29 protein-coding genes and 1 pseudogene are annotated in these 21,778 nt (G+C 43.0%); 1 reads left to right on the top strand and 29 read right to left on the bottom strand.

The genetic code is table 11. The features are described from left to right. Window positions 1-2 precede the first annotated feature (2 nt). The 24 genes and pseudogenes from AC3Z9T_RS00570 to AC3Z9T_RS00455 all read right to left on the bottom strand — a co-directional run bounded on the left by AC3Z9T_RS00570 (window position 3) and on the right by AC3Z9T_RS00455 (window position 18,351). Entirely contained in the window at window positions 3-665 is a 663-nt protein-coding gene (locus tag AC3Z9T_RS00570; RefSeq protein WP_423727063.1) for a tail assembly protein, read from the bottom strand. Continuing rightward, window positions 569-1,297 (bottom strand): C40 family peptidase, encoded by a 729-nt coding sequence (locus AC3Z9T_RS00565; RefSeq protein ID WP_490124292.1) that lies wholly within the window; start codon window positions 1,295-1,297, stop codon window positions 569-571. The genes AC3Z9T_RS00570 and AC3Z9T_RS00565 overlap by 97 nt, the downstream gene beginning before the upstream one ends. Before the next feature lie 8 nt (window positions 1,298-1,305). Beyond that, window positions 1,306-2,004, bottom strand: coding sequence for a phage minor tail protein L (locus AC3Z9T_RS00560; RefSeq protein WP_490124291.1), 699 nt, complete (start codon window positions 2,002-2,004; stop codon window positions 1,306-1,308). A 57-nt stretch (window positions 2,005-2,061) separates the two neighbouring features. Continuing rightward, complete coding sequence (locus AC3Z9T_RS00555; RefSeq protein WP_490124290.1) at window positions 2,062-2,640, bottom strand: zinc ribbon domain-containing protein; 579 nt, start codon at window positions 2,638-2,640, stop codon at window positions 2,062-2,064. Between the two features lie 68 nt (window positions 2,641-2,708). Beyond that, on the bottom strand, window positions 2,709-3,038 hold the full coding sequence (locus AC3Z9T_RS00550; RefSeq protein ID WP_490124289.1) for a phage tail protein: 330 nt from the start codon (window positions 3,036-3,038) through the stop codon (window positions 2,709-2,711). A gap of 46 nt (window positions 3,039-3,084) precedes the next feature. After that, window positions 3,085-6,078 carry a phage tail tape measure protein gene (locus AC3Z9T_RS00545; RefSeq protein ID WP_490124288.1) on the bottom strand — a complete coding sequence of 998 codons (2,994 nt, stop codon included), beginning with the start codon at window positions 6,076-6,078 and terminating at the stop codon, window positions 3,085-3,087. Continuing rightward, on the bottom strand, window positions 6,053-6,367 hold the full coding sequence (locus AC3Z9T_RS00540) for a phage tail assembly protein T (RefSeq protein ID WP_490124287.1): 315 nt from the start codon (window positions 6,365-6,367) through the stop codon (window positions 6,053-6,055). The genes AC3Z9T_RS00545 and AC3Z9T_RS00540 overlap by 26 nt, the downstream gene beginning before the upstream one ends. 23 nt (window positions 6,368-6,390) lie before the next feature. Further along, window positions 6,391-6,768 carry a phage tail assembly chaperone G gene (gpG, locus tag AC3Z9T_RS00535; RefSeq protein WP_490124286.1) on the bottom strand — a complete coding sequence of 126 codons (378 nt, stop codon included), beginning with the start codon at window positions 6,766-6,768 and terminating at the stop codon, window positions 6,391-6,393. A 90-nt stretch (window positions 6,769-6,858) separates the two neighbouring features. Then, window positions 6,859-7,350: pseudogene (locus tag AC3Z9T_RS00530) on the bottom strand (phage tail tube protein); the annotation flags it as partial. Window positions 7,351-7,361: 11 nt separating this feature from the next. Next, entirely contained in the window at window positions 7,362-7,760 is a 399-nt protein-coding gene (gpU, locus tag AC3Z9T_RS00525; RefSeq protein ID WP_490124285.1) for a phage tail terminator protein, read from the bottom strand. Further along, complete coding sequence (locus tag AC3Z9T_RS00520; RefSeq protein ID WP_238564592.1) at window positions 7,760-8,323, bottom strand: phage tail protein; 564 nt, start codon at window positions 8,321-8,323, stop codon at window positions 7,760-7,762. Before AC3Z9T_RS00520 ends, gpU begins: the two co-directional genes overlap by 1 nt. Further along, window positions 8,301-8,597, bottom strand: coding sequence for an ATP-binding protein (locus AC3Z9T_RS00515; protein WP_490124284.1), 297 nt, complete (start codon window positions 8,595-8,597; stop codon window positions 8,301-8,303). Before AC3Z9T_RS00515 ends, AC3Z9T_RS00520 begins: the two co-directional genes overlap by 23 nt. A 3-nt stretch (window positions 8,598-8,600) precedes the next feature. Continuing rightward, complete coding sequence (locus AC3Z9T_RS00510; protein WP_490124283.1) at window positions 8,601-8,948, bottom strand: DUF2190 family protein; 348 nt, start codon at window positions 8,946-8,948, stop codon at window positions 8,601-8,603. Window positions 8,949-9,031: 83 nt separating this feature from the next. Continuing rightward, window positions 9,032-11,095, bottom strand: a complete 2,064-nt coding sequence (locus AC3Z9T_RS00505) for a ClpP-like prohead protease/major capsid protein fusion protein (RefSeq protein WP_490124282.1) — start codon at window positions 11,093-11,095, stop codon at window positions 9,032-9,034. Continuing rightward, window positions 11,040-12,545 carry a phage portal protein gene (locus AC3Z9T_RS00500; protein ID WP_490124281.1) on the bottom strand — a complete coding sequence of 502 codons (1,506 nt, stop codon included), beginning with the start codon at window positions 12,543-12,545 and terminating at the stop codon, window positions 11,040-11,042. Before AC3Z9T_RS00500 ends, AC3Z9T_RS00505 begins: the two co-directional genes overlap by 56 nt. Then, window positions 12,542-12,757 (bottom strand): DUF6148 family protein, encoded by a 216-nt coding sequence (locus tag AC3Z9T_RS00495; protein WP_238564590.1) that lies wholly within the window; start codon window positions 12,755-12,757, stop codon window positions 12,542-12,544. Before AC3Z9T_RS00495 ends, AC3Z9T_RS00500 begins: the two co-directional genes overlap by 4 nt. After that, a complete protein-coding gene (locus AC3Z9T_RS00490; RefSeq protein WP_096863826.1) occupies window positions 12,754-14,865 on the bottom strand; it encodes a phage terminase large subunit family protein in 2,112 nt (703 codons plus the stop codon). The genes AC3Z9T_RS00495 and AC3Z9T_RS00490 overlap by 4 nt, the downstream gene beginning before the upstream one ends. Then, a complete protein-coding gene (locus tag AC3Z9T_RS00485) occupies window positions 14,862-15,365 on the bottom strand; it encodes a DUF1441 family protein (RefSeq protein WP_490124280.1) in 504 nt (167 codons plus the stop codon). The genes AC3Z9T_RS00490 and AC3Z9T_RS00485 overlap by 4 nt, the downstream gene beginning before the upstream one ends. A 408-nt stretch (window positions 15,366-15,773) precedes the next feature. After that, a complete protein-coding gene (locus tag AC3Z9T_RS00480) occupies window positions 15,774-16,403 on the bottom strand; it encodes a hypothetical protein (protein ID WP_490124279.1) in 630 nt (209 codons plus the stop codon). Between the two features lie 30 nt (window positions 16,404-16,433). Continuing rightward, window positions 16,434-16,595 (bottom strand): hypothetical protein, encoded by a 162-nt coding sequence (locus AC3Z9T_RS00475; RefSeq protein WP_490124278.1) that lies wholly within the window; start codon window positions 16,593-16,595, stop codon window positions 16,434-16,436. 11 nt (window positions 16,596-16,606) lie between these two features. Further along, a complete protein-coding gene (locus tag AC3Z9T_RS00470) occupies window positions 16,607-17,077 on the bottom strand; it encodes a lysis protein (protein WP_264967521.1) in 471 nt (156 codons plus the stop codon). 1 nt (window position 17,078) lies between these two features. Then, a complete protein-coding gene (locus tag AC3Z9T_RS00465; protein ID WP_490124277.1) occupies window positions 17,079-17,573 on the bottom strand; it encodes a TIGR02594 family protein in 495 nt (164 codons plus the stop codon). Then, the gene (locus AC3Z9T_RS00460) at window positions 17,570-17,938 is read right to left on the bottom strand and encodes a hypothetical protein (protein WP_490124276.1); all 369 of its coding nucleotides are present in this window, start codon (window positions 17,936-17,938) and stop codon (window positions 17,570-17,572) included. Before AC3Z9T_RS00460 ends, AC3Z9T_RS00465 begins: the two co-directional genes overlap by 4 nt. Further along, complete coding sequence (locus tag AC3Z9T_RS00455; protein WP_490124275.1) at window positions 17,938-18,351, bottom strand: putative holin; 414 nt, start codon at window positions 18,349-18,351, stop codon at window positions 17,938-17,940. Before AC3Z9T_RS00455 ends, AC3Z9T_RS00460 begins: the two co-directional genes overlap by 1 nt. Before the next feature lie 152 nt (window positions 18,352-18,503). Here AC3Z9T_RS00455 and AC3Z9T_RS00450 point away from each other — a divergent pair, with 152 nt between their 5' ends. Then, window positions 18,504-18,788 (top strand): hypothetical protein, encoded by a 285-nt coding sequence (locus tag AC3Z9T_RS00450; RefSeq protein WP_272686121.1) that lies wholly within the window; start codon window positions 18,504-18,506, stop codon window positions 18,786-18,788. Between the two features lie 12 nt (window positions 18,789-18,800). Here AC3Z9T_RS00450 and AC3Z9T_RS00445 read toward each other — a convergent pair whose 3' ends face one another. From AC3Z9T_RS00445 to AC3Z9T_RS00425, 5 genes are all read right to left on the bottom strand, one after another. Continuing rightward, entirely contained in the window at window positions 18,801-19,025 is a 225-nt protein-coding gene (locus AC3Z9T_RS00445) for a DUF1327 domain-containing protein (RefSeq protein WP_272686122.1), read from the bottom strand. A gap of 109 nt (window positions 19,026-19,134) precedes the next feature. Then, window positions 19,135-19,485, bottom strand: coding sequence for a hypothetical protein (locus AC3Z9T_RS00440; RefSeq protein ID WP_490124274.1), 351 nt, complete (start codon window positions 19,483-19,485; stop codon window positions 19,135-19,137). Window positions 19,486-19,538: 53 nt separating this feature from the next. Then, window positions 19,539-20,597 (bottom strand): DNA-methyltransferase, encoded by a 1,059-nt coding sequence (locus tag AC3Z9T_RS00435; RefSeq protein WP_490124273.1) that lies wholly within the window; start codon window positions 20,595-20,597, stop codon window positions 19,539-19,541. 134 nt (window positions 20,598-20,731) lie between these two features. Further along, entirely contained in the window at window positions 20,732-20,935 is a 204-nt protein-coding gene (locus AC3Z9T_RS00430) for a TrmB family transcriptional regulator (RefSeq protein WP_490124272.1), read from the bottom strand. 167 nt (window positions 20,936-21,102) lie between these two features. Continuing rightward, complete coding sequence (locus AC3Z9T_RS00425; protein ID WP_490124271.1) at window positions 21,103-21,774, bottom strand: bacteriophage antitermination protein Q; 672 nt, start codon at window positions 21,772-21,774, stop codon at window positions 21,103-21,105. Window positions 21,775-21,778 lie beyond the last annotated feature (4 nt).

Raw genomic sequence — 21,778 nt, 5'->3', positions numbered from 1 at the left:
GATTAAGTCTCCCCACTACCGCCGTGTTTACCCACATCAATATCTTTTCCGTCACTGTCATCCATAATTTCGACTGACTGAGAAATTACCCTTGAACCACACATGATTTCACCGTATGCGATAGGTACCGCCATCCCTTGAGCCACTGAATTATCTAGGTTGCTGAAATAGGTATTCCCTTTTTCCTCCTCAGAGCGAGATAAACTGGCCCGTTTAGGAAGTGGGGTAAGCATTTGAGCAACGCCACCCAGCATCATTGCGGCACCAGCTGACATCATCATGGTTGCTGCTGTCGCTGATATCCAAGCTGGCCCCCACCACCCTAGCCCCAAAATAGCGGCACCTGCCACAAACTGGAAAACACCGCCAGACTTAGCGCCTTCAATGCGTGGCACAATATGGATAACCGCATTAGGTATTAGCGGCTCATAAATGCGCTGGTGAAGCTCATCGGGTTTGACGTCAGAACCACTGATACGGATTTGGTACCAACCTTCGCGGAATTGCTGTTTAAGATTGGGAACTTGAAGGAATAAGGCATGAAGCCCTTCTGCTGCAGTTTTGATATTTAAATCGAATCGACGGCCAAATCGTTGCAGATCCCCATAAAATCGGATGGTTGCCAATTTCGGTAACGCCAAATCGAGTGAGTCATTTTTTGCCATCTTTCGTTATAAACCTCACGTTTGCTCAGTTGATTAGGGACGTGGTGTAGAATGGTTTGATCACCAAGGTAGACTGCAGCGTGATTTGCCCGAGAACTTGCGTAACAACACAAAATAATGTCACCGGGCTGGATATCTCTTTTGACTTGCTTAAAACCATTTTCAGTCAAATTATCTAAATAAAGCTCCTTCCCTTGCCGCCACCAATTGTCTTCGCGGTCAAAATCTGGCAATGAACAACCGGCTAAATGGTAAGCGTCACGGAATAGGCCATAGCAATCTGTAGAGCCATGAATAAACTCACGGCCTAATAACTTAGGTACACAATCAAATTTGATAATTTTTTCATCACACACCAGCCACCAAGGTAGATGTGTTTTTAGTTGGTGAGCTCTATCTGCTGAACTCAGATAAGGTTTTCCGTACGGATGGCTGTGAACAATAGCAACCACATCACCTAAACGCTCGGCTTGAATGTAGTTTTCAACTGAAATCGAGAAGTAATTATCAGGATCGGCATGCTTATTTTCACAGGGGATATAAACCTCAGCACCCTCTTGAATAATCACAAGGCCGCACGACTCCTGTGGTACCATGCTTTTGGCATGTTCCAGAATAGTTTGTTCTAACATAGGGATCCTTATTGACTAAGGCGAGAAGAAGAAAGGAAACAGCCTATTCGACCTGCGTTATTTCTTAATTCACAATCAGATAACCGCTTTCCACATTTATCTTTTGCTGGGTCTTGGGTTGGGTTCCCGAACTCATCAGCAACAGCACCACCTTTATAGCCGCACTCTTCACCCCGATAAACAAAATTACATACATCAGAAAGAATGACTCGAGCTGGCAATGTCGCCCCATCCGTTTCTGTTGGGGCGGCTAACTCGAAAGTGGCTGCTTCTGCATTTATCGAGGTCAACTGCTCAATTACCCAACGGCTAACTTGCTCTTGAGTCGGATCCGCATTTTTATTACCACCAGCAAAGTTCTCAGCATCGAGAAACTTGGCATCCGTTTTCCTGCGGATCACTATGCCACCTATACCAGAATTTAATCGACTGGCAATGCCATAAACTAAACCAAATATATTTGATAATGAAATAGTTGGACGGTTTGATGGGCCTTTACCATTAAATCCAAATCCTTCACCAACAATAGGATAAGGTTCATATTGTTGCCCTTGCCAAGTAATCGGTTTTAATAATTCATTCGCACCATCATGAAACCGATAGCGGACACCACCAATATTGGTTAAATCTATTTCATATAATATTATTTCGGAGTCACCTTCAATTTCAGTAACTGCAATCAGTAACTCAGGTGGGATGTTTTGCATTTTATTTACCTACAAAAAAACCACCCGAGGGTGGTTATTATAAATGATTAAAGCTTCCTATTTATTAATCAAATAATTAAACTTACGAGTGAATGCTTCATGAACAATAGTAGGAATTTTATTCTTTATATCACTCACATCACCTGCACTATCTTTTATTAAATTTATAGACTCGGGATATTTTTCCTTAATTAAGGCAATTAACTCCATGACAGCATTATCATCAATTAAATAACCATCTTTAATTTTTATAAGTAACTTTTTATCATCGAATATAAATGAGCCGTTTGTATTCGTGCTGAAATTTTTTACTGGAATATCACTCCCGCAGTGTTTGCATTTAATAGCTTCTGGTTTAATTAATTCGGCACAATAAGGACATTTTATATTCAGTTCTGGATAGTTATTAATATCTAAGACCTGTGCTTTGATGTTTTTTCGCCCTCCAAACAGAATCATTAACAAACCACAGAGGGTTACAAAACAGCTTATTAGTATGAAATTTTGTCTGCTCGACATTAGTCCTATATTGTTAACTATTCTTCCATATTCTGTTGCTACAGTGACATCCATTGAGAAAGAGGCTATAGCGCCAATTATGCCAACAACCAAAAGAAATAGTCCAAATCCTTTCATAATGACCTCTAACTATAATAATTGACATTATATTAGCGCATTGAAGCAAAAGGAAAAGAGATCAAACCTTAGAAAATGACCTTCTCAAATTCCGCACTTATTGTTTTGCGGATATTTCCGCTATCTGAAGACCATTTTCTGCAAACAACTACAACTGCAGGTTCACTTTTGATAGGTTGAAATAAAAACGACTTTACGCCACCGTGTCGCCTCAAAAATTCCAGTACTTGGTCTGCTTTTTCGGGAACAAGCGATAAATTAACACTGAATTTTTCAAGATGTGCATTCAATCCATCGACTTTACGCTGCTCATAGCCATCACCAAAGCGCACGGATCTTGCTCGGGGTGAAAAATCCGTTTTCATCCCCGGCTTAACTGGCCAATTAAACGTTTCCATTAAACCTCCATTATTTAGCCTTCATTCTGGAGGCTTTAAGTTTACTTTATGAAGAAAATGAGCCGCCATCACGACGCTGTTTTCTCATATAATCTTCAGCACCTTTTTTACCCGCTTCATAAACTACTTTAAGCGCCTGAGGTCCAATCTCACCATTTGAACCATCATTCTGAATAGTAACATGATTGGTTTGATAGAAATCACCAGAATTTTGCTTAGTATTCGCAGCAATAACACCTAGTTTTCCATCAATGCCTCGGCGCAAAGGTAGTATCGCCTCTGGTCCCGCCTCCCCCATAAGTCCAGCACCGCGAGCAAATGGAAATAACGTTGGTTTAGAAACAATCTGACCGCTATATGCACTTAGACCAGGAGTATTATACACACCACCATTAGCATTCGGGGTCACACTACCAAAACCAAAGGCTTCAAACCCTTTAACAATGGTCATTTTAATCGCAATTTCAGCTAACATTTTTAGGATAGAGCGAGTGAAATCTTTAAAGTTAGCCTCTCCACCCGTGAGCGTTTCCGCCAGCTGAGAGCTAAAACCATTGAGCGTAGATGAGGTTACATTTTGGATTTGCGCATTAGCATCCAACGCTGCATCACGATAATTACCCCAAGCAGTACTAGCACCTGATGCCCAATCCGTTTTTGCAGCATCCTCCTTATCAAAAGTAGCTTGCTTAGCTGATTTAACTTTGCCCCATTGTGGTGTGTCACCATAAACAGTGCGAAGCTGTTCCATTTCCAAGGCACGCTGAAGTTCTATGGTGGACTTACCCAGTGAATCAGCAATTGCTTTTTGCCTCGCCTCCTGTTGTTTGACATACTTATCAGCCTGATCTTGCAGTTTATTTAAGTGCTCTTGCTTGGCAATTTTGTCACCCAAATCCGCTAACTGCTTTTTATTCGCAAGAATACTTTCTTTATTTTTCAATAAAGATTGTTCATCAAGAGATAATTTGCGCGTCTTTCGAGCTTCTTCTAAAACTTCAAATTTAGCCAACTCCAATTGCAGGTTTTTACGTTGCTGACTAAGGAAGTCAGTTGCTGAAGAATGCTGCTCAAGAAGTCTTAATTGTGCCTGAAGAGATGTAACCTCTGCTTGTGCGGACTCGTCATGCCGAGTGCCCATATCTGGTTTATAGGCCTTCCCTTTTGGTGTTTTACGGTCTAGTTCTTTTTGATACCGCTCCTTTTCTCGCTGAATAGCTAGGTCTTTTGCAGCTTGAGAGGCGTATTCATCATTCCTTATTTTTTCAAGTTTACTTTGATGCTTTTCTTCCGCTGACTCATATTGTTTTTTTAAGGCTAAATCGGCGGTAATTTGTTTTTTCTTACGTTCTTCTTCTCTGTTATCAGCTTTTTCCCTAGAACTTTTAATATCCTGTTGAAATTTTTCTTCTTTTAACAGCTCCAACTCATGCCGCAAATCATCAGCCGTCTTACCGGTCTCATGAAAATACAACCCCTTTGAAGCAGGATTTATTTGAAAATCAACTAATTTTTGTTCTATTGTATTTATTTGCTGATCCAGTGTTTTCTGTCGACCAACATCAAGCATGGCATCCCATGCAGAACTTGCCATTTCTTTTACGCCAGCCCAAGCGGACTCCAAAAATCCAAGACTTTCAGTTATATCTGATGCTCTCTCTCTCATTGAGTTAGCATATGATTCCATGGCTAATTTAGCGGCATCGGTAGAGCGCCCCTGCTCCTCAAGTGTGGTTATTTGTTCAAGTTGAGTTGCAGTTAAAAAATGAAGGGATTTGTCTAATTCCATGACAGCTTGAACGGGTTGATCTTTAAGGCGCTGAAACTGTTTAATAGTTTCATCAATGGATTGACCTGTGGCCTTCTCCATTTTCGCGGCAACACCTGCAACCATGTCTACCTGTGAGCCCGTAAACGAACCAGAACCGACTACTTGTGCCAGCGCATCAGCCATTTTGTACTGAGTTATCCCCTCACTCGAAAGGGATTTAGCCAAGGCATTGAGTTCACCCTGAGTTTTAGCCGCATAATTACCGGTTAAGATAAGTTGCTTATTGTACTCGCTAAGCTCTTTAGACCCTTGGTATGCCGCAATACCAAAAGCCGTTAGTACGCCAGCCCCGCCCACCATGGCGACTTTCCAAGGGGTAATTAAAGATGTAATGGCTTTTAGTGAATTACCAAACCCACCAAAAGAGTCTTTTATTTGCCCGCCTTGCTGAATGGCCACCAACCATAATGGCATGCCAGAAGCTAAAGAAGTGACAATATCGGTCATTTGCATAGGCAACTGACGCATGGCCTGACGATACTGCCCAGAGGTCAAAGTAACCCCTTTCATAACACTATTTTGTTTTTCAAGCTTACGAATATAAATATCAGCTGAACTCGATACCCCAAGCTGTGCTGCTTGCAATCGCAACATTTCAGTGCGTGACAGGTTTTGCTGTGTGACCTGTTCTTTTAACTTATTAATAAAGCGCTGCTTGGCTTGTGCCGCGCTATTTTCTGCCTGTGTAATGGATTTCGATGTACCAATCGCTTGTGAGGTAAGCGCTTGATAATCTTTGACATGCAATAACCCCTGCTGCATGTCCTTGTTCATCTTGCGCTTAATTGCGCTCAGATCTTCCAGCCCCTTACCATTCGCTTTAATTGCATCTAACTGTGCATAATATTGCTCAGCAAGTACCTCTTGGCTTCGTGCATTTTGCGCCCGTTGTGCCTCAGCTTGAATGAGTCCTTGTATTTTTTGATGGGCAGTATCCATTTCATCATTAGCTCGCTTCCGTTCGCTGGCTAATTTTTGCTCTGCTGAAATAGACTCTTTTTCAAACTGTTTGAGTTGTGACCGTGAACGTGTTAGTGCTGCTTCTGCCTTCGCCGCTTGTTTGGCTAAAAAGTCTTGCTGCCGCTTAATTGAGGCTTGCTCTTTGCGTTCCTGATCGTTAAGCTCACGCTGAACCCGACCTGCTTTTTCAAGAAATTCGGTTGTATTCGCGCCAATCTTAATCTCAAGATCCGCTATTTGGTTGCTCATACCGCACCCCTCCTGATATCCCCTCGCTAGCTAACTGAATGGCCTCATCTGACATTCCTCCCTCGTCAACCTCAACATCGGTTAGCAACATAAAATCGGTCAACTCGGTTTTCGTGCCACCCATCGCCATATAAAGAGAGGTGTGCAAGGCAGCAAACTCAATATCAACAAGTTGAGGCATAAAAGGCGTCTTGCTAAAGTGCGCTACCCAATCACTAAACTCGGAGGCACTCATTTCACTTAGCATTCGACGCCAATCTGGACGCCCAAATTCACGTGCAAGTCGCAAAGCAAAAATACGCTCACGGCTGGCTACTTTTCCAACGTGATAGACTCACCATTTTCCGCTTCATCGTCATCACCCTCAGAACTCGACATGCCGCTGATTTTCGAGATCGCGCGAACCGCTTCGCTTAATGCATCCATGCTCCATGTTTGCGCGATTTCGTCGTAGAGATCGTCAATCTCACGATCGCGGTCTTCATGCCAACGTGAACGAGAAACCAACCATGCTTGGCTCTCTACCATTGAACGCATCGATTTGGCATCTTTTTCAGCGCCTTCAAGACCGTCCGTTTCCTTTTCTTTTTTTGCTAAAAAATCAAAGTAATCAGCACGTTGTAGGGCTGACAGCTCATAAAGAACAATATTTTCATCGCCAATAGTGATTTCTTTTTTCTTTAAAAACATGACATTACCTTTATTTAGTTACAAAAAAAGCCACATTTCTGTGGCTATATAATTGATTTAAAAGTTTTATTACTCTTTTGGTTGAGGTGCCGTCTTACCCGATGGCTTCGGTGTAATTTCTTCCGCCATCGTTGGGCGACCAGTATTTTTAATTTTTACCGTACGCGTCATGGTCTCTTTGATTGGAATGGATTTACCGAGGGCACTAATCCAACCTTTAAATAAATCCAGCGTGCCGTTTGGGTACGAAATTTTGTAAAAACGCGGCAAGCCTTCATCAAACCACTCAATCAAGTCTTTTTGTCCTTCCTCGCCCGGTAACCAAGCAAGAGTAATACTGGTTTCACCCGAGGATTTCTCACCTTGAGTGGTGTTTTCCCAGTCCCCATCAGGATCATCAAGGTAGCTATCATCTTCACTTGCCGCCGTGATTTCTCCCGGCTCCAGTGACTTAATTTTAGCTAATCGAACAAAGCCCGTTTCGCTAAAGGGATCTTGGGTTGGGTCACCCGTACCGGTATAGACCCAAAGTGTGGTACCCGCCCCCTTCGTGGGAGCTAATGGATTTGGTACTTTTGCCATCTTAAAATTCCTTACATTTCATATTCAATTTGGTAAGTAATATCAACCGATGCCCATAGTGCCATTTCATCATCACGATCATAATCAAACCCTTTTGGCGTCATATCGGTTAATACGTCACCTAAATTGGTTATGTTTTTGATTGCTGGATACAGTTTTTCTTCTACCCATTTATCTAAATCAGAATCGGTTTTGGCCGCTTTTAGAAAAAGCTCGATATGAAGAATGGCAGTCCATTGGTTGCTATCAAGGTACTTTGGATCTGGATGAGGTTCAGTTAAATAAACAGCGACGACAGGCAGCTCACTTTCATCAAAGTTAACGGGTCGCCCATCATAAATTGATAATTTTGGGAGGCTAGTCTTGAGCCCCTCAATCACTAACTGGCGGATCTTGGTGTGCTTAATCACTATCCCCCCTTAAAATAAAGTCGAAGTTGGTTATTCAAGGCGTATTGCATTTCTTTGCTCATGTCCTCTTCACGAACTTTAATGGCGTGCTCTTCAAAGGCCTCTGTTAGCGGTTTAGAAACGGGTATTTTGACAACATCAATCGGGTAACGGCTTAGGCTGAGCCGTTGCATGACATGCCATTTACCATTTTTTAGCTGTTGAATAAACGCACCTTTAAATGTAAATTTACCCACTTTTAAAACACTGCCATGCCGCCTATCGACTCCCCTACGACGAGATAATTGAACACGCGCTGTGCCGAGCACAATCGCGGGTAAATTACCTCGGTTTACTGTGATCCGTGCTTTAGGGGTGCCCTGCTTTATACTGGCTTTCTTAAGCCTTACACGCTTACGGATGATCTTTTGTTGGATTTTGACTTCTTTGGAAACTTGCTTGACACTGCGGCTAACGGCTCTTGCCGCAATCCGATTTATCGCCTGTGCCGTGGCAATCGGGGTCACTTTATCAACGATAATACCAAGATTACGAACCGCTTCATCTTTCCCCTTCATCGTCATCAACCTCTAAGAAAATCATCCACTTGCCATTAAAGCGTTGGCGGCGAGTGGTTTTATAATGGAAGCCGTCAGCAATAACACTGTCATTCTTCCCGGGCTTATACGTATCAGAAAAAATGACATAAGAAAGCCCATCCCCCGTAACTGGCCCGAATTCGGGTAAGAAATGAGACTCCACCCCAATATAGTCAACACCGTTAATGGTGATAGGCTTTCCCATTCGCTTTGCGGTGAGTGCGTCCAGTCGATCTGCGAACCGTTCAAACGCACTCATAAATTAACCACCTGCCGCCGCAGTTGCTGGGAAAATATTCAGTTTAACGGGCACTAATTCCGCGCCCGCTTCTGCCGCCCCCCATGTAATACCCACAGGAACGCCACCTTTATCAGCAACAACCCCTTTATCCCCCGTCACCGCTTGACCCGCTGTTAATGCAACGCCCGCCTTTTTCTTTAGTAAAAAGACGCCCTCTGCAAAGCCATCTCCCGTCTCACCGGGTTCAATATTTGTCGCTGCGACACAAGCCAATGCGCCCACCATAACCAAATCGCCACTGAGAATAGTGGTTGTGCCTGCATTGATAATTTCAACAGTTAACCCCTGCTGTTGGTAATTCTTAGCCATAACTTCTCCTTCTGGCTCCTAAGAGCCAGATTTTAGGTATAAAAAAAGCCCGTTAGGGCGAGTTTTTGTATGTTTAATGCGAATTATGCCGCTTCGACACGCACCAGACCGCGATAATCAACAGGGGCAACGCCTGCATCGATGCGGACTTTAGTGGTTACACCGTCAGAAGTGAAACCTTCTTGCTGATCGATATACGGTGTATCAACGCCATTTAAATAAGCAACTTCAATGGTGTCAGTACCTTTTGCTGAGGTCATATACCAAGTAGTATCGCTGTTGATATCCAAACGGGGCTCTGTGATGATTTCAGCGATATTGCGGATTGGGTTAATAATATTAGCGTTCACATCTGCGCCTTTTACGCTACCTGAACCTACTACCTGAATAGCAGCAATTTCTAACGCGGTCGGCACAAGCATAAAGGCAGGGCGAATATTTAACGTGCGTTCACCTTCTTTTTGCTTACGCATAGCAGTTCTACCGTTACCAATAGTATCAACATCCATTCCCCCCTTAATCGTGTTGCCATGGTCGGCACTAAAGAGAGGTTTATTATCGGACCGCATTTTTTCATTTTTGGTTAAAATAACGTAAACCAGATCCCCAATCGTCGCTTTTGCTGCACTCCCCAATTTCATTGGGATATCGGTTAGCATGGACATGTCGTCATTGATAATGGCTTGACGAGAAATGCTAAACAGCTCCCCGTAAGTCGCCAGTGCAATCGTCTCTTTTTTGTCACTGGTCGTTACGTATTTATATTCAGCCCCTTCACGGACGGTACGAAGTGAATTGAAGCCCCCCATCCCTACACGCGTTGCGGTTTTAAAGTCACTAAGCTGGCCTTTCTTGGTCCATAAATCAAAGGTTTCCTCTGCTTCATTCCATCCCTGTAAAATGGATTTATTGGCAACATCGAGGAGAATATTACCGAAGTCTGAGGTTGTATGCGTAAAGGCCATCGCAATCATTTGCATTGGATTGTAACTCGCAACGCCCACACCGCGATCCGCTAATGACATACGCGCCAATTCACGTAAAGTCATGCAGTTATATGGGTTATCGGCTTGAATTTCATCATACCCCGCTCGTGTCATCAATGATGCGCGGACGCTATCACCCACGATATTACCGTTATTTGCATAAATGTGAGCACCATAATTATTTGTATTTGTTGGTGTCGCCTCTTTGGCTACCAAATCTAAAATTTTGTCCTTTGCTTGCTCGACGGTGCAGTTGATATCTGTCAGGCACTCAACCATGATGCTGTCATGCTTACCGCCGAACATCGCAAACAAATCTTTAATCCCATTCATGCGCGTTTGCTCGGCTTGTCGTGCTTGCACCTGAATGCTTGCCGTATCTGGCTGTTGCGTATTAGTTGGATTTTGTGATTGTGGTGCAGGCTCTATCGCCGGTGCGTTTGATGTTGTTGTGTTTCGTGGGTTAGCTAAGCTATTTTTCAAGGTGTTTTGTAATGATTTCGGCATGGATTTAAATTCCTCAATGCGTTTAGATGAAAGGCTGGCCATCGCTTTGACTGGCTCAATAACAGAGTTAGCAAAACCGTGCTCCACGCACTCTTCTGCCGTTAACCATGTCTCTTCACTGAGCATGGCTTCAATTTCTTCTTTTGTTTTCCCTGTTTTCTCCATGTAGGCAGGAATTAAGACATTTTCAACCTTATCGAGCAGGTCGGCATAATCGCGCATATCATTGGCATCACCCCACGACACGCCCCAAGGTTTATGGATCATCATCATGGCATTTTTTGGCATTTTGACTTCATCACCCACCATGGCAATAACTGACGCCATTGAAGCTGCTAGCCCATCGATATGAACCGTAATGGTGGCATTGTGGTTTTTGAGTTGGTTATAAATGGCGATACCCTCAAAAACTTCACCGCCGGGCGAATGAATATGAAGGTTGATGTGGTTGATATTACCGAGGGAAATTAAATCTTCGGTAAATCGCCGGGCGCTTATCCCCCACATGCCAATTTCGTCATAAATATAAATGTCAGCTGAAGTTTCACTGGTCGCTTTCATTTGAAACCAGCTTTTCTCCGGTGCCGACATTAGCGGTTTACTCATCGCCGTGCTGTTTTTTGGTAGCATGAGATGTGTGTTTCTCGTCTGCATTGTCGTTACCTTTGTCGTTGGCGGGATCTGTGTCATAAACCAATCCAAGCCGTTCATTTTCATCAATTTCCGCTTTGCGGCGGCGTTTAACTTCTGCGGGGTTACCACCTCTAGCGCGAACCCAATCACTCTCTGTTGCCGCACCTCCTCGAATTTGTGTTTTCCATGCCGCTGACTCTTTAAGTGGATCTATCCACGGCATAACAGGCCCGCTGTAAGTCGCGTTGTACAGTGAATCACGGTCAACATCAGCTGGAACCACAATGACGCCAGCAGCAATAGCCATCTGTAACCATTGTCGATAAATAGGTCGGCTAACTGAGCCGCAGAAGGTATCTTGCAAGATGTAATACCCTTCAAATGATTCCACCAGCTCTTGCCGCTGCGCGCTGTATGTCCCGTTATAATCCCGTGCAATACTGGAATAACTACCGCGACTTCCCGCTGCAACGGCTCTAAGTTGACCATTCCGAAAGTTTTCAAGGTTTGGATTAGGCCTATCAGACTTGATCATGCCAACATCTTCACCGGGTCGTAATTCATCAAAAATAATCCCGGGAACAATATCGATAGTGCGGTCCTCATATTCCCGCTCATCATCGTAAGTCCCTGCATCACCTTTCTTGATGTACATCCCTAGAGAGGCAGCGATACGTGCGGCCGTCAACTCTGCATCTTCGTAGTCTTTTAGAGCACTTAAACGCATTAAGATGCCGGAAAATAAACTATTACCACGCAGCTGATGTAATCGACGCACATATTTCAAGTGCAGCATGTTTTCCGTCAGGATAGATTTAAGCTCCCCCATCTGCTGGCCTGCGGTTAACAAGTTTTTATAAACAAAGTAAGTTTGTGGGCGGCCCCAATCATTTAATTGGATCCCCTGTCGGATATTTTTCCCGGTATCATCCAAGTGAATCGGAACGAAATCAGGCTCAAGTGCTTCAAGCCAGAATGGAATACCCGCTTGCTTATCAAGCCCTTTCTGATTTCCTCTGACTAATTGAGCAAAAACTTCACCATCACGGATCCATGTTCGAACCAAAAGACGCTCAAGCATTGGACGGGTAAATTGCCCTGTAACCTCTGGACGAATGGACCATTCAGACCATGCAGTTCTGATTTGCTTGGCGAGGTCATCATGGATCTGCCCTGTAAGTGATAGTGGCTGTGGCTCAACAATAATCCCTTTGCTACCAACAATACGCTCTTCCATTTTGTCGAGAATACCAATCACAAGGTCGTGGTTATTATCTAGCCATCGCGCTTGCTCACGTAAGGATTTACCACCAACTTGCGTTAATTGGTTCGCATTTCGATTCTCTCGACGCGCCTTATGAAGCCGAGATGGATTTGCAGCTTCATAAGCATGAATGGCATAGCGTGACTTGGCTCGTTGACTCGCCCATGACGGTGAAAATACCGCAATCGCCTTCTCCAACATATTCATGAGAGCCTCGCTAATTTATAACCAGGTGATTTGCGATTAGCGGCGCTACTTTGTGAATATCGATGTTCCCAATATTCTCGCCCCTTGCGGATCTCGCTGAGATTTTCCATTGTCATTGACTGCCCATTAAATGTAATGCTCTTCCCCTGCAGTATTTCCATTTCTGCTTTTAAATATGCATCTAGCATTTCTTTAATTTGCTCACGGGTCATACCCATCCCCCTGAAGTTGCAGACACAGGAGCCCATGCCGAGCTTGTGCTAGGTGTGGTTTCTTGTGTTTCTGTTTGAATTTGTGTTGATTTTTGAGGAGGTTGATTAGGCGCTGGACGAGATGGTTTAACATCACTGATATCCGGCAACCGAGCCCATTTAGGCGGGTTCTCCCACTTGATTTTTTCGTAACCAAGCAAAATTACCAACGCATGCGCATAGACCATTAAGTCAAATGCTTCGTTAGCCCCTTTACCCGGCTTACTCCATTTCCCGTTACTGTCGCGCTCTTCATACGTCAATTCATCGTAGAAAGAATCATCAAGCCAATCTGGAAAATGAATATAGTTAGGGCCAACGGTGTCTCGCCCAAGATGAGCAGAAATGCGATCCTTAAGCTCATTAGTTTGTAATAAATGAATAGGTACATCACCCCGCGCTTTTGCTCGGCGATCTGAACGGTTAGTGTTATCAGGGTAAGATTTAGTAATTAGCTTGCTTTTCGCTTTACCATCCCCCTTAAATAAATAAACTCGCCTCGCTAACCCCTCCTTCTTACATTGTCGCCAAAATTTATACGCGTTATCAGTTACCCCTTCTTCCCCACCGGTATCTATTGCCATGCAATGGACGCCCATTTCAACGTTGTCATGATCATGAATTGGGTAGGTTTTATCGAGCACATCCGTAATGAGAACATCCCAGTCCTCCGCGTAAGATGAAGGATTAATGGGCAGTGATTCACCATCTTCGTTTGTTCTTAGTGAATGAGTGATATCAAATCGGTCAATTATCCAACGCTCACCTCTGGTGCCATAGCCTGTGACCTGAACGACAAAACGCCGCTTTTTACCGCCCTGAACGTCAATAGTTGCAACAAGAAAACGAACGCCATTAGGCACTGAACCATAGTCCCAATACTCTGCTCGAGCTTTAAGATCATCGCCGCTTCGCTGCTCTTGACTGATTTTTGGTAAATAAGGTTGTCCCCAGTCGGTATTAATAACGGACTTTAGTGTTTCCTCACTACCGGTTCGCTCGTATTCCTGCTCCGCATTGAGTAAGTTATAAACTAACTTTTCCCATGTTTGATAAGCCGCGGCTGGGCCTTCCATCCAAAATGAAGCAATGCGCGACTCTCTAGGCTCACCTGTCACAACGCCATTTTGGTCAATAGATTGCCCCTCTCTAAGCCAAACCCCTTTATTGTTTAGCTCTCTTTTCTGCTCAGGTTCGATAATTCCCATACAGTGTGGGCATTGTAATCGAGCGGCTTTGCTGCCCATTGTTGGGTCATCACCCTCACTAAAGCCCACCATATTTTCTCGAATAGGCAAGAAATATTCCGAACAATGCGGGCATGGCCAATACCACCGACGACGATCACCCCGATTATAAAGTGACAAAATGCCCGTTGTGGGTGGGGCTTCGTGAGGTGTATTTCGTCGCCATTTACTGTCTGTTATTTCTCGACCTGGGGAGCTTTCTACAAGCGTTTTTCCTGCCGACATAAATGTGGTTGTGCGCTTTGCAGCTAATGTATAAGCATCACCCTCACCGTCAATATCTTCGGGAAATCGGTCATAATCCGTTAATGCCACAAATCGATAATCCGAAGAGGACATGATATTGACGGATGGCCAACCAATTTTTAAGTAATTTCCTGCCCTAAATGTTTTGTCATGGACGTTGTTATCATTACGGTGTGGACTTAGTCTTTTAGCCACTTCACGACTAGATCGAAAGGTTCTATCTAATCGCTTTTTAGAATGCTCTCGCGCTTTTTCTTCTGTCATTTGGATGAGAAGAAAATCCGCGGGGTCACATACAATGACATAAACAATCCAGCCATCAATTAACCCCAGTGATTTACCCGTACGAGCTGGACCAACAAATATCACCGAATCATAGCGGCGATCTGAAAGGCAGTTCATGGGTTCAATAATGTAGGGAGTTAATGAATCATCCCACGGTATTGATGAACCTTCTCCCATGGGAACGCGCATATATTTTTTTACTGCCTGAGCAATTGGCATTCTACGAGGTGCTTTCAATAAGGATGCAACATCCTTTCTTACCGTTGATGCTGAGGCATAATTTACTGTCATTCGTCAAAATCCTCCGCATCCATCACGCGAGAAGCGAGAATATCCCGTAATTCATCAACAATGATTTGCACCTCAGTGAGCTGCTCCGCGTTCCACCCCTTATCTCGCTCTAATTTATCGGGCCATGTATCTAAAACTTGGGTTATTGCCTTAACCAGCACCGCCATTTCTAAATGCACATCAGCAACCGGCACCAATTGTTTGAGCGTGGTTTCGAGTTTTATCCGTTCGTTTTCAGACTGGAACCAATCTTTGCGATCTTTCGGCAGCATCTGTGATGGGTCTTGAAAGCAATTCTTATTCGCGTCAGGTTCGGCACCAAAAAGTATCGGACCAATATCCCGTAATGCATAAACAGGATTCCCTCGAACGGTATTTGCAATGGGGGTATTTGCATCGAGCAATCGCTTTTTAACTGTTCCGCGATTTAAGCCGAATGCTTCAGCAATCTTAGCCACGCTCCAGTTGTAGGCGTCCCCCAGATTGCTGATGTTGGACATTGACACCTCACTCTGTCAGGTGAAAACTAATATTTTTATTTATTATCAGATAGATATAACACATTGAGGTGACAACTCATTTTGAAAATTGTCACCTCAATATTGATATTTACAAACTAAATCAAAAGGTTAGCGCACCTGCTGCTGACAGCATGAAAAATTGAAAATGAGCCGTTTCCCGCGTGGTCGCCGCCTCGTGGTAAGGGTACCCCCTCAGGAGTACCTTTTGAATTATGCGTAAAATTAATCAATCTAATGAGTTTAAGGTTTCTTTGGTGGTGGGAGTGGCTTGGAGTTGCTAGACCGATTGGGTTGATACCCTTTAACATTTGTACCGCCATCATTTAGTTGCTTGTCCAGCTGTTCTCTGAATTGGTTAGGGTTATTGAAACCTTGACTGCCCATACGTTACCTCACTGTGCGCCCACAAAGCTTTAGGTTTATCTGTCTCAGGCTTTCAGTGATTGCTTTATCTGAATCAGCCATTGTATTTTGTATTGACATAAAAGAAGACTGCAATTGATTAAACTCACCCTCAATTTGCTGCTTGAACTCTTTAAATTCATCATGGCTAACGGGTATATTTATATCGATGGACTTATCCAATGCAGCAATAAATGCTTTGTTGCCACTATTGTGGAATGCTTCATTTATCTTATTTAGCGTTCCAGCGGCATCAGCAGCTACAGCAGATGATTGCTCATGGTTATTATTAATACCTGTGGTTATTGTCATTGTGGTAGTGGGTGACTGTTTAGCTATCTTTTCAATCGCCTCTTTGGCTTTGTCACTCATTAATTCTGATAACTGCCTAATACTTGCAGCGCTGATATGCGCCTCTGGTATAAAAACACCGCCACCTTTGCACTTAAATACATCGAACGAATTTGCAATAGCCCCACCACTTGCTTGTTGCTTCAGCCCAGCGCTAATCATCAGCCCTTCAATACGCTTTAGTTGTGCTTCCAACTTATCTAAGTCAGTGCTATCGACTGATATCTTTATAGATAGGGTGGCTATTTCTTTTTTATCTGACATGACTGTCTCCATAAATGAAGAGGCCCCTAACTAATTAGAGGCCTTTTGAAGAATGTCTTCGGCTATGTTTGTGAATGCGACTATGCCAGCCTCATAATCTGAGTTAATAACTTCCCTGAGCTTCTTTTCAGCTGCATCAACTCTATCTCTATACCCGGGCACTGCATCAACTAACCGATTAAGTTCAATCATTTGATTATCCATTAGCGTTTACACTCCGCAAAGTACCAATCTCTCAAGCCGAGGTATTGCTTTTCGAGTGTTTCAAGCTGCTTAAGGAGATCGAAATAATCTTGTTCAGAGTCTCTCGCCAAGGTGGCGGATCTGCTAGCATCCAAGCTGGAGGTGGAACCGTTTTCGGGCTTTGGACAGTCGGCTTTGATCCGCAGGCGCTTAGTGCCATTGATAACATCAATACGCAACTGGTCAATTTCAGCTTTTGCATTTGTGAGTTCCGTTGTGTGTTTGGTGTCGAGTTCGTGAAGGGAGTTAATGCGCTTTTCGTAGTCTTCATTGATAGCAACCTGCTCATTGAAATCACTATTTAACTTAGAGAAACTACTTTCTAACTTAGTGTGTTTATCACTCAATTTGTCATAGTCATCAGCAACCCACCAAAGCCAAAATAGCAAAATGGCACAAGCGGCCATTAATGCTTTAGTTAGCGAACCCATATCACGACTCTTTCACTGACAATGCTGCGTCGCCGATTGGCAGAGGCCGGTTATCAATTTCCACATCTTTAGGCCATCTATAACCAACGACTCTGGCCAGCGGGAATGATTTGATATTAACCGCATCCGATTGATTGCCGCCTAAAATAAGCAACTTACCGTCCGCGGTTTTCCCTACACAAAAACCAACGTGCCCACCGCCAGCTCTATCAAAAATTACCACGCAACCGTAATGAGGCTCTTTTAATACAATACCCCAATCTAAATATGATTTTGCCGATTCAGGGACCTTACTGACCGAGCGACTACCGATAATTCCAGCACGTTCAAGCATCGCACCAGCATAGCCCGCACACCAAGAGGTTTTGTCCTCCTTGATACCCGACCATTTCATATCTTTCCAATATTGAACAATTTTAGGATTGCTGTTCGGGCTGGGGAATCGGGTAACTCCAATTTCTTTTCTGGCTTCGATTAGCCACTTAGGTTCTGTCATTTCTTCACCATAAAAGTAAAAGGCCGCTTAATTAGCAGCCAGATTGATTTGATTCGGGACATTAACTTACTAATGACAACAATTGACATGATGTTGCCACCAGCGGAAAAGATAACGAGGAAAAAGACACCATCAAATACAACATCAGATGGTGCTGACACTCGTTCACCACCTAATGTTTCCCATATCTGGTAAACCCAACAAATAATTAAAATAGTGCCTACGACAGAATCCCTTCGCTTCTCATAACGACAAAGAAATACAGTCGCGGCAGAAACAAGCATGAACGAAATATCAGCAGCATCCAGCGGGTGAGCCTCCACCCAGCTTGCTAAATCCGTGAAGATAGTTAAGAAGGTTTCCATCAGTTACCCCCTTTATTTCGCCAATCTTTAATGGCCTGTGCGATACTGCTGAAGTTTCGGTCTATTGATGCTGCAATACGACTAAACAACTTTCTAAGGTTGTCTTTGTTTGCAGCAAGCACCAAAACGGGGATTAACAAGGCCGAAATAACAATGGCTGTTATCTTAGGGCTAATTTCCCATTGCCATACCTGAGCAATAAAATCTGAGGCTTCTTTAGCAATGAGGATCCCTGCACCGAGTGCTAAAATAAAATGAAGTATCTTTCGTCGGTTATTATCTTTGGATGCAATGACGGAAACTGAAGCGCCTATAACTGCCCCTAGCACAACACCATAGTCGGCACCAATAAGGAAACCGCCCATCGCGCCACCGCCAGCAGCACCGAGGGTTATCCCTATTGATGTGCTCATAAATGATTTGTTCTCTTGATTTAATAGAAATCCACCAGCTACAGAAGCTAGTGTGGGTTAATGAATTCAGTTGATATTTAGGTTAAGTTAGAGGTTCAGCCCTATGTGACTTACCGAAGGGATGGCTGATTAACTTCGGAGTAAGGATATATATGTCTTACGAGTTAATGAATATTAAGCAGCAACTAAAGGTGATTGAGCATCAGATAAATGTTAATGCTGCAGCGAGTAATTTTGTAATAAAGCATCTAATTGACATAATTTCAGAAAAGCTCCCAAATGAAAATATTACTGAACTGCTAAAAGAAAACCTTGAGCATGATTTAAATAGAATTCGTAGCTCCGGTGTCAGTGATGTAAAAAAAGCAATTAATAACTTGCTGCAAAAACCAGTAAAAGAAGCATTTTCCCCAAAAGACGCTCCTTTTATAAAATAGTTTAATTAGCGGTCACACGGCCGCTTCTTTTGCAACATCAACTATTACTTCTTTTGCCTTCTTAATTGCTTCAGCACGGTAATAATCAATATCTTCACCATCTTTCTTTTCAACTGGCACAGAAATAGTAAAAATTGGCAATAGATTAAAATTACTTGGTGCAACACATACCTGAACATTGATAGCTGAATCAATGTGTGTGAAGTTATTTGCGTTATATTCATACTTCTTACTCATAACTACCTCTCTTAAATAGAAAAAGGCCACGCAATGCGCAGCCCCTAAAGTTTTAACTTCTACTTTTTCGACCTCATTTGAGGGGATAAAAGAAGAAGTGAGAAAAGAATTACAGCATTAATCGAACATAGTTTTTGCCATACGACCAGTTTATTTGGTCATAAAAAAATAGCTTCTTAAATAATCGATGCTGCCACACGCCGTTTTCTTTACCATATTTAATAAATAATGGAATATCACGAAGTGCATTATAAAATGTAGTCGCGTGGTCATATCCCATTACGGTAATATCAATATAGGTTTCATACCTTTTGACGTAGCGATCATCCACCATTAGCTTAAAAATACACTTCATAGCTTGGTAGCCATCTGCTTTATTGTTGGCTCTCGCTATTACAGCCTTTCTTTTTTCATTGGCTATATAAGCATCGTTAACAGCCTTTATTTCATCGATCGTCATAACGTGCCTCGAAAATGAAGCCTGATTTAGCTCAGGCTGGCTGCTGTAAGCCACTACAGCTTTTGTCGCTCTGTATTCTGCTCTATTTCTAGCTTTGTTTGTTCGAAACGGTCTGTTTCAAGCTCTACCCCGATAACACGACGATTAAGTTTTAATGCCGCTTTTATTGTGGCGCCAGAACCCATGAAGAAATCAGCAACAACATCACCCTCGCGGCTACTACTATTAATAATATGCTCCATCATCGCTGAAGGTTTTTCACATGGATGCTTGCCGGGATAATACTGCACTGGAGGATATGCCCACACATCAGTATAAGGAACATCAACAGTCACGGAGAAAGGACGCCGTAATAATTGGTATTGCGCGGCTAATTCATGATATTCGAGCCTTAACGTGATTTGTTCACTCGCTAGATCAGCATGTTTACGATCTAACGGGTTATGGCTTAACTTTTCCTCAGCAACGCGCTTAAACAATTCTTGAAGCTTCAAATAATCCGGTTCACTTGGTAGCTGCCACTGGCTATAACCAAACCAATGCGAAGCCATTTGCTTACCCGTAGCTTTGTGGATTTCTTTTGCTGTTATTCCTAAAGAATCACGGGCTTGTTTGAAATACTCAATCAGCGGCTTAAGCACGCTTTCTTTAAGTTCACGGCATTGCTGCAAGTATTCACTACCTTTCCCTTTATAGGGACCTTGGTAATGCTCTGCAAAAATAATACGTTCTGTAGCGGGGAAATAACTTCTAAGACTTTCTTTATTTTGCCGCCGCCATGGCCCCGATGGTTTAGCCCATATGATGTGATTTAAAAGATTGAACCGCTCACGAACCAATATTTCAGTATCAGCCGCCAGCTTAGATCCACAAAACATATAAAGACTACCCGTTGGCTTTAATACCCGCCAAAACTCAGAAAGCATTTCATCAAGCCAAGATAAATAGGCAGTGACATTTTCCCACTGATTATCCCAACTACAGCTTTTAACTTGAAAATAAGGCGGGTCTGTTGCGATTAGGTCGATACAATTATCGGGAAGTGTCTTTATATAACTGAGTGAATCATCATTAACCAAATTTATACCGCTTGATATTACAGTGCTTTTCATAGATCAGGAGAACCTTTTTTGATAAGCTCACCTAGCTTTACGCGTATAAGCGGTGGGCCTTGGTTTGTCCGTGACCTCAATACAACGGGCAGATGGCTGGGAAGGTGCTACCAACACCCACCAGCCGCCCATTTTCACAGTTGGATATTTTGAAATGTGTTTTCTTTGATGTTTTCTTTAACTAACCCAGCCATTGCTAACTGAGTTAATATTAACTGGCAGCGTGGCTGTGTTAGCCCTGTGACTTGTGAAACCTCACCCGCCGTAACAGCCTCAGCGTATGGGGTAGCCTCAAAAATAATTTTAGCTTCTTGCGTTATATCACTCTGTTTTACCATGATATTTTAAACCTTTGGTCAGTTATTGTGCATAACTACACATGTAACTCTGACCAAATGTAACAGCAAGTCTTATATTTATTTATGGCATAAAAAAACCCCGCATCGCGAGGTTATATACAACTTGGGCAACATACCAAATTAGCGTTAAATATGGCCTATTTTGTTCATTTTTGCAAGTTATAGTACTTATTTTTGGATATTTGACTATTTCGTGTTCGCCCCATGGATAACAAAGCCTGTTTATCTAACTCATAGCAAATATTTAAAAGGTCATTCCAATATACTTCATAGTTCATTTTCCAGTTATTACGCTCTACACCCACCAGCCGGGCTAGGTCAGTTTGTAAGTAATCACGACCAGTACAAACCTGAACAGATAACCAAACCAATGACCTCAATCTCTCTTTGACCTTTTTGGTTATTTTCTTACCTTTATGCTGTTTTTCAAATTCAGACCATATGTGAACGCTAATATTGACCTGATGGTCAAATTTCAAACTATGCCCATAACAATACTTTATCCATGAGTGTTGCTCTTCACTTAACGCATTGATAGCCCTACGCCATGAACACAGTAAGAAATCTTCATGGTCTATCATCGGCTTTGGAGTTCGGCAACAGCGAGTTTCCAATACATAAACTGGATCCGTATCACGGCAAACAAGGCGGCCATTTAATTCCAAATCCCTTTTTCTAATTCTTGGGGTTGTCCTAGTATCTGTTAGCCCAAAATCTTCAAATGCTGCAAGCTGCCCCTTAGTTGCGACTCTTAAATTTGATGTAGCTACCCATGCCATATCGCTTAAATATTCCAAGTCATGCGCATAAATTGGCATATAA

It is taken from the genome of Providencia sp. 6390 (assembly GCF_058148425.1).
The sequence above is the reverse complement of the archived record's forward strand: the minus strand, read 5'-3'. Positions and strand labels throughout refer to the sequence as shown.

Bases quoted from the DNA above. Each gene is read 5' to 3' on its own strand.
- AC3Z9T_RS00520 (WP_238564592.1), bottom strand. From the start codon at position 8,323: ATGACGATGAAGGGGAAAGATGAAGCGGTTCGTAATCTTGGTATTATC.
- AC3Z9T_RS00510 (WP_490124283.1), bottom strand. From the start codon at position 8,948: ATGGCTAAGAATTACCAACAGCAGGGGTTAACTGTTGAAATTATCAAT.
- AC3Z9T_RS00565 (WP_490124292.1), bottom strand. From the start codon at position 1,297: ATGTTAGAACAAACTATTCTGGAACATGCCAAAAGCATGGTACCACAG.
- AC3Z9T_RS00455 (WP_490124275.1), bottom strand. From the start codon at position 18,351: ATGAGCACATCAATAGGGATAACCCTCGGTGCTGCTGGCGGTGGCGCG.
- AC3Z9T_RS00435 (WP_490124273.1), bottom strand. From the start codon at position 20,597: ATGAAAAGCACTGTAATATCAAGCGGTATAAATTTGGTTAATGATGAT.
- AC3Z9T_RS00475 (WP_490124278.1), bottom strand. From the start codon at position 16,595: ATGATTGAACTTAATCGGTTAGTTGATGCAGTGCCCGGGTATAGAGAT.
- AC3Z9T_RS00500 (WP_490124281.1), bottom strand. From the start codon at position 12,545: ATGAATATGTTGGAGAAGGCGATTGCGGTATTTTCACCGTCATGGGCG.
- AC3Z9T_RS00425 (WP_490124271.1), bottom strand. From the start codon at position 21,774: ATGCCAATTTATGCGCATGACTTGGAATATTTAAGCGATATGGCATGG.
- AC3Z9T_RS00550 (WP_490124289.1), bottom strand. From the start codon at position 3,038: ATGGAAACGTTTAATTGGCCAGTTAAGCCGGGGATGAAAACGGATTTT.
- AC3Z9T_RS00495 (WP_238564590.1), bottom strand. From the start codon at position 12,757: ATGACCCGTGAGCAAATTAAAGAAATGCTAGATGCATATTTAAAAGCA.
- AC3Z9T_RS00570 (WP_423727063.1), bottom strand. From the start codon at position 665: ATGGCAAAAAATGACTCACTCGATTTGGCGTTACCGAAATTGGCAACC.
- AC3Z9T_RS00490 (WP_096863826.1), bottom strand. From the start codon at position 14,865: ATGACAGTAAATTATGCCTCAGCATCAACGGTAAGAAAGGATGTTGCA.
- AC3Z9T_RS00480 (WP_490124279.1), bottom strand. From the start codon at position 16,403: ATGTCAGATAAAAAAGAAATAGCCACCCTATCTATAAAGATATCAGTC.
- AC3Z9T_RS00450 (WP_272686121.1), top strand. From the start codon at position 18,504: ATGTCTTACGAGTTAATGAATATTAAGCAGCAACTAAAGGTGATTGAG.
- AC3Z9T_RS00470 (WP_264967521.1), bottom strand. From the start codon at position 17,077: ATGGGTTCGCTAACTAAAGCATTAATGGCCGCTTGTGCCATTTTGCTA.
- AC3Z9T_RS00485 (WP_490124280.1), bottom strand. From the start codon at position 15,365: ATGTCCAACATCAGCAATCTGGGGGACGCCTACAACTGGAGCGTGGCT.
- AC3Z9T_RS00430 (WP_490124272.1), bottom strand. From the start codon at position 20,935: ATGGTAAAACAGAGTGATATAACGCAAGAAGCTAAAATTATTTTTGAG.
- AC3Z9T_RS00505 (WP_490124282.1), bottom strand. From the start codon at position 11,095: ATGCAGACGAGAAACACACATCTCATGCTACCAAAAAACAGCACGGCG.
- AC3Z9T_RS00555 (WP_490124290.1), bottom strand. From the start codon at position 2,640: ATGAAAGGATTTGGACTATTTCTTTTGGTTGTTGGCATAATTGGCGCT.
- AC3Z9T_RS00465 (WP_490124277.1), bottom strand. From the start codon at position 17,573: ATGACAGAACCTAAGTGGCTAATCGAAGCCAGAAAAGAAATTGGAGTT.
- gpG (WP_490124286.1), bottom strand. From the start codon at position 6,768: ATGTTTTTAAAGAAAAAAGAAATCACTATTGGCGATGAAAATATTGTT.
- AC3Z9T_RS00460 (WP_490124276.1), bottom strand. From the start codon at position 17,938: ATGGAAACCTTCTTAACTATCTTCACGGATTTAGCAAGCTGGGTGGAG.
- AC3Z9T_RS00440 (WP_490124274.1), bottom strand. From the start codon at position 19,485: ATGACGATCGATGAAATAAAGGCTGTTAACGATGCTTATATAGCCAAT.
- AC3Z9T_RS00515 (WP_490124284.1), bottom strand. From the start codon at position 8,597: ATGAGTGCGTTTGAACGGTTCGCAGATCGACTGGACGCACTCACCGCA.
- AC3Z9T_RS00545 (WP_490124288.1), bottom strand. From the start codon at position 6,078: ATGAGCAACCAAATAGCGGATCTTGAGATTAAGATTGGCGCGAATACA.
- AC3Z9T_RS00560 (WP_490124291.1), bottom strand. From the start codon at position 2,004: ATGCAAAACATCCCACCTGAGTTACTGATTGCAGTTACTGAAATTGAA.
- AC3Z9T_RS00445 (WP_272686122.1), bottom strand. From the start codon at position 19,025: ATGAGTAAGAAGTATGAATATAACGCAAATAACTTCACACACATTGAT.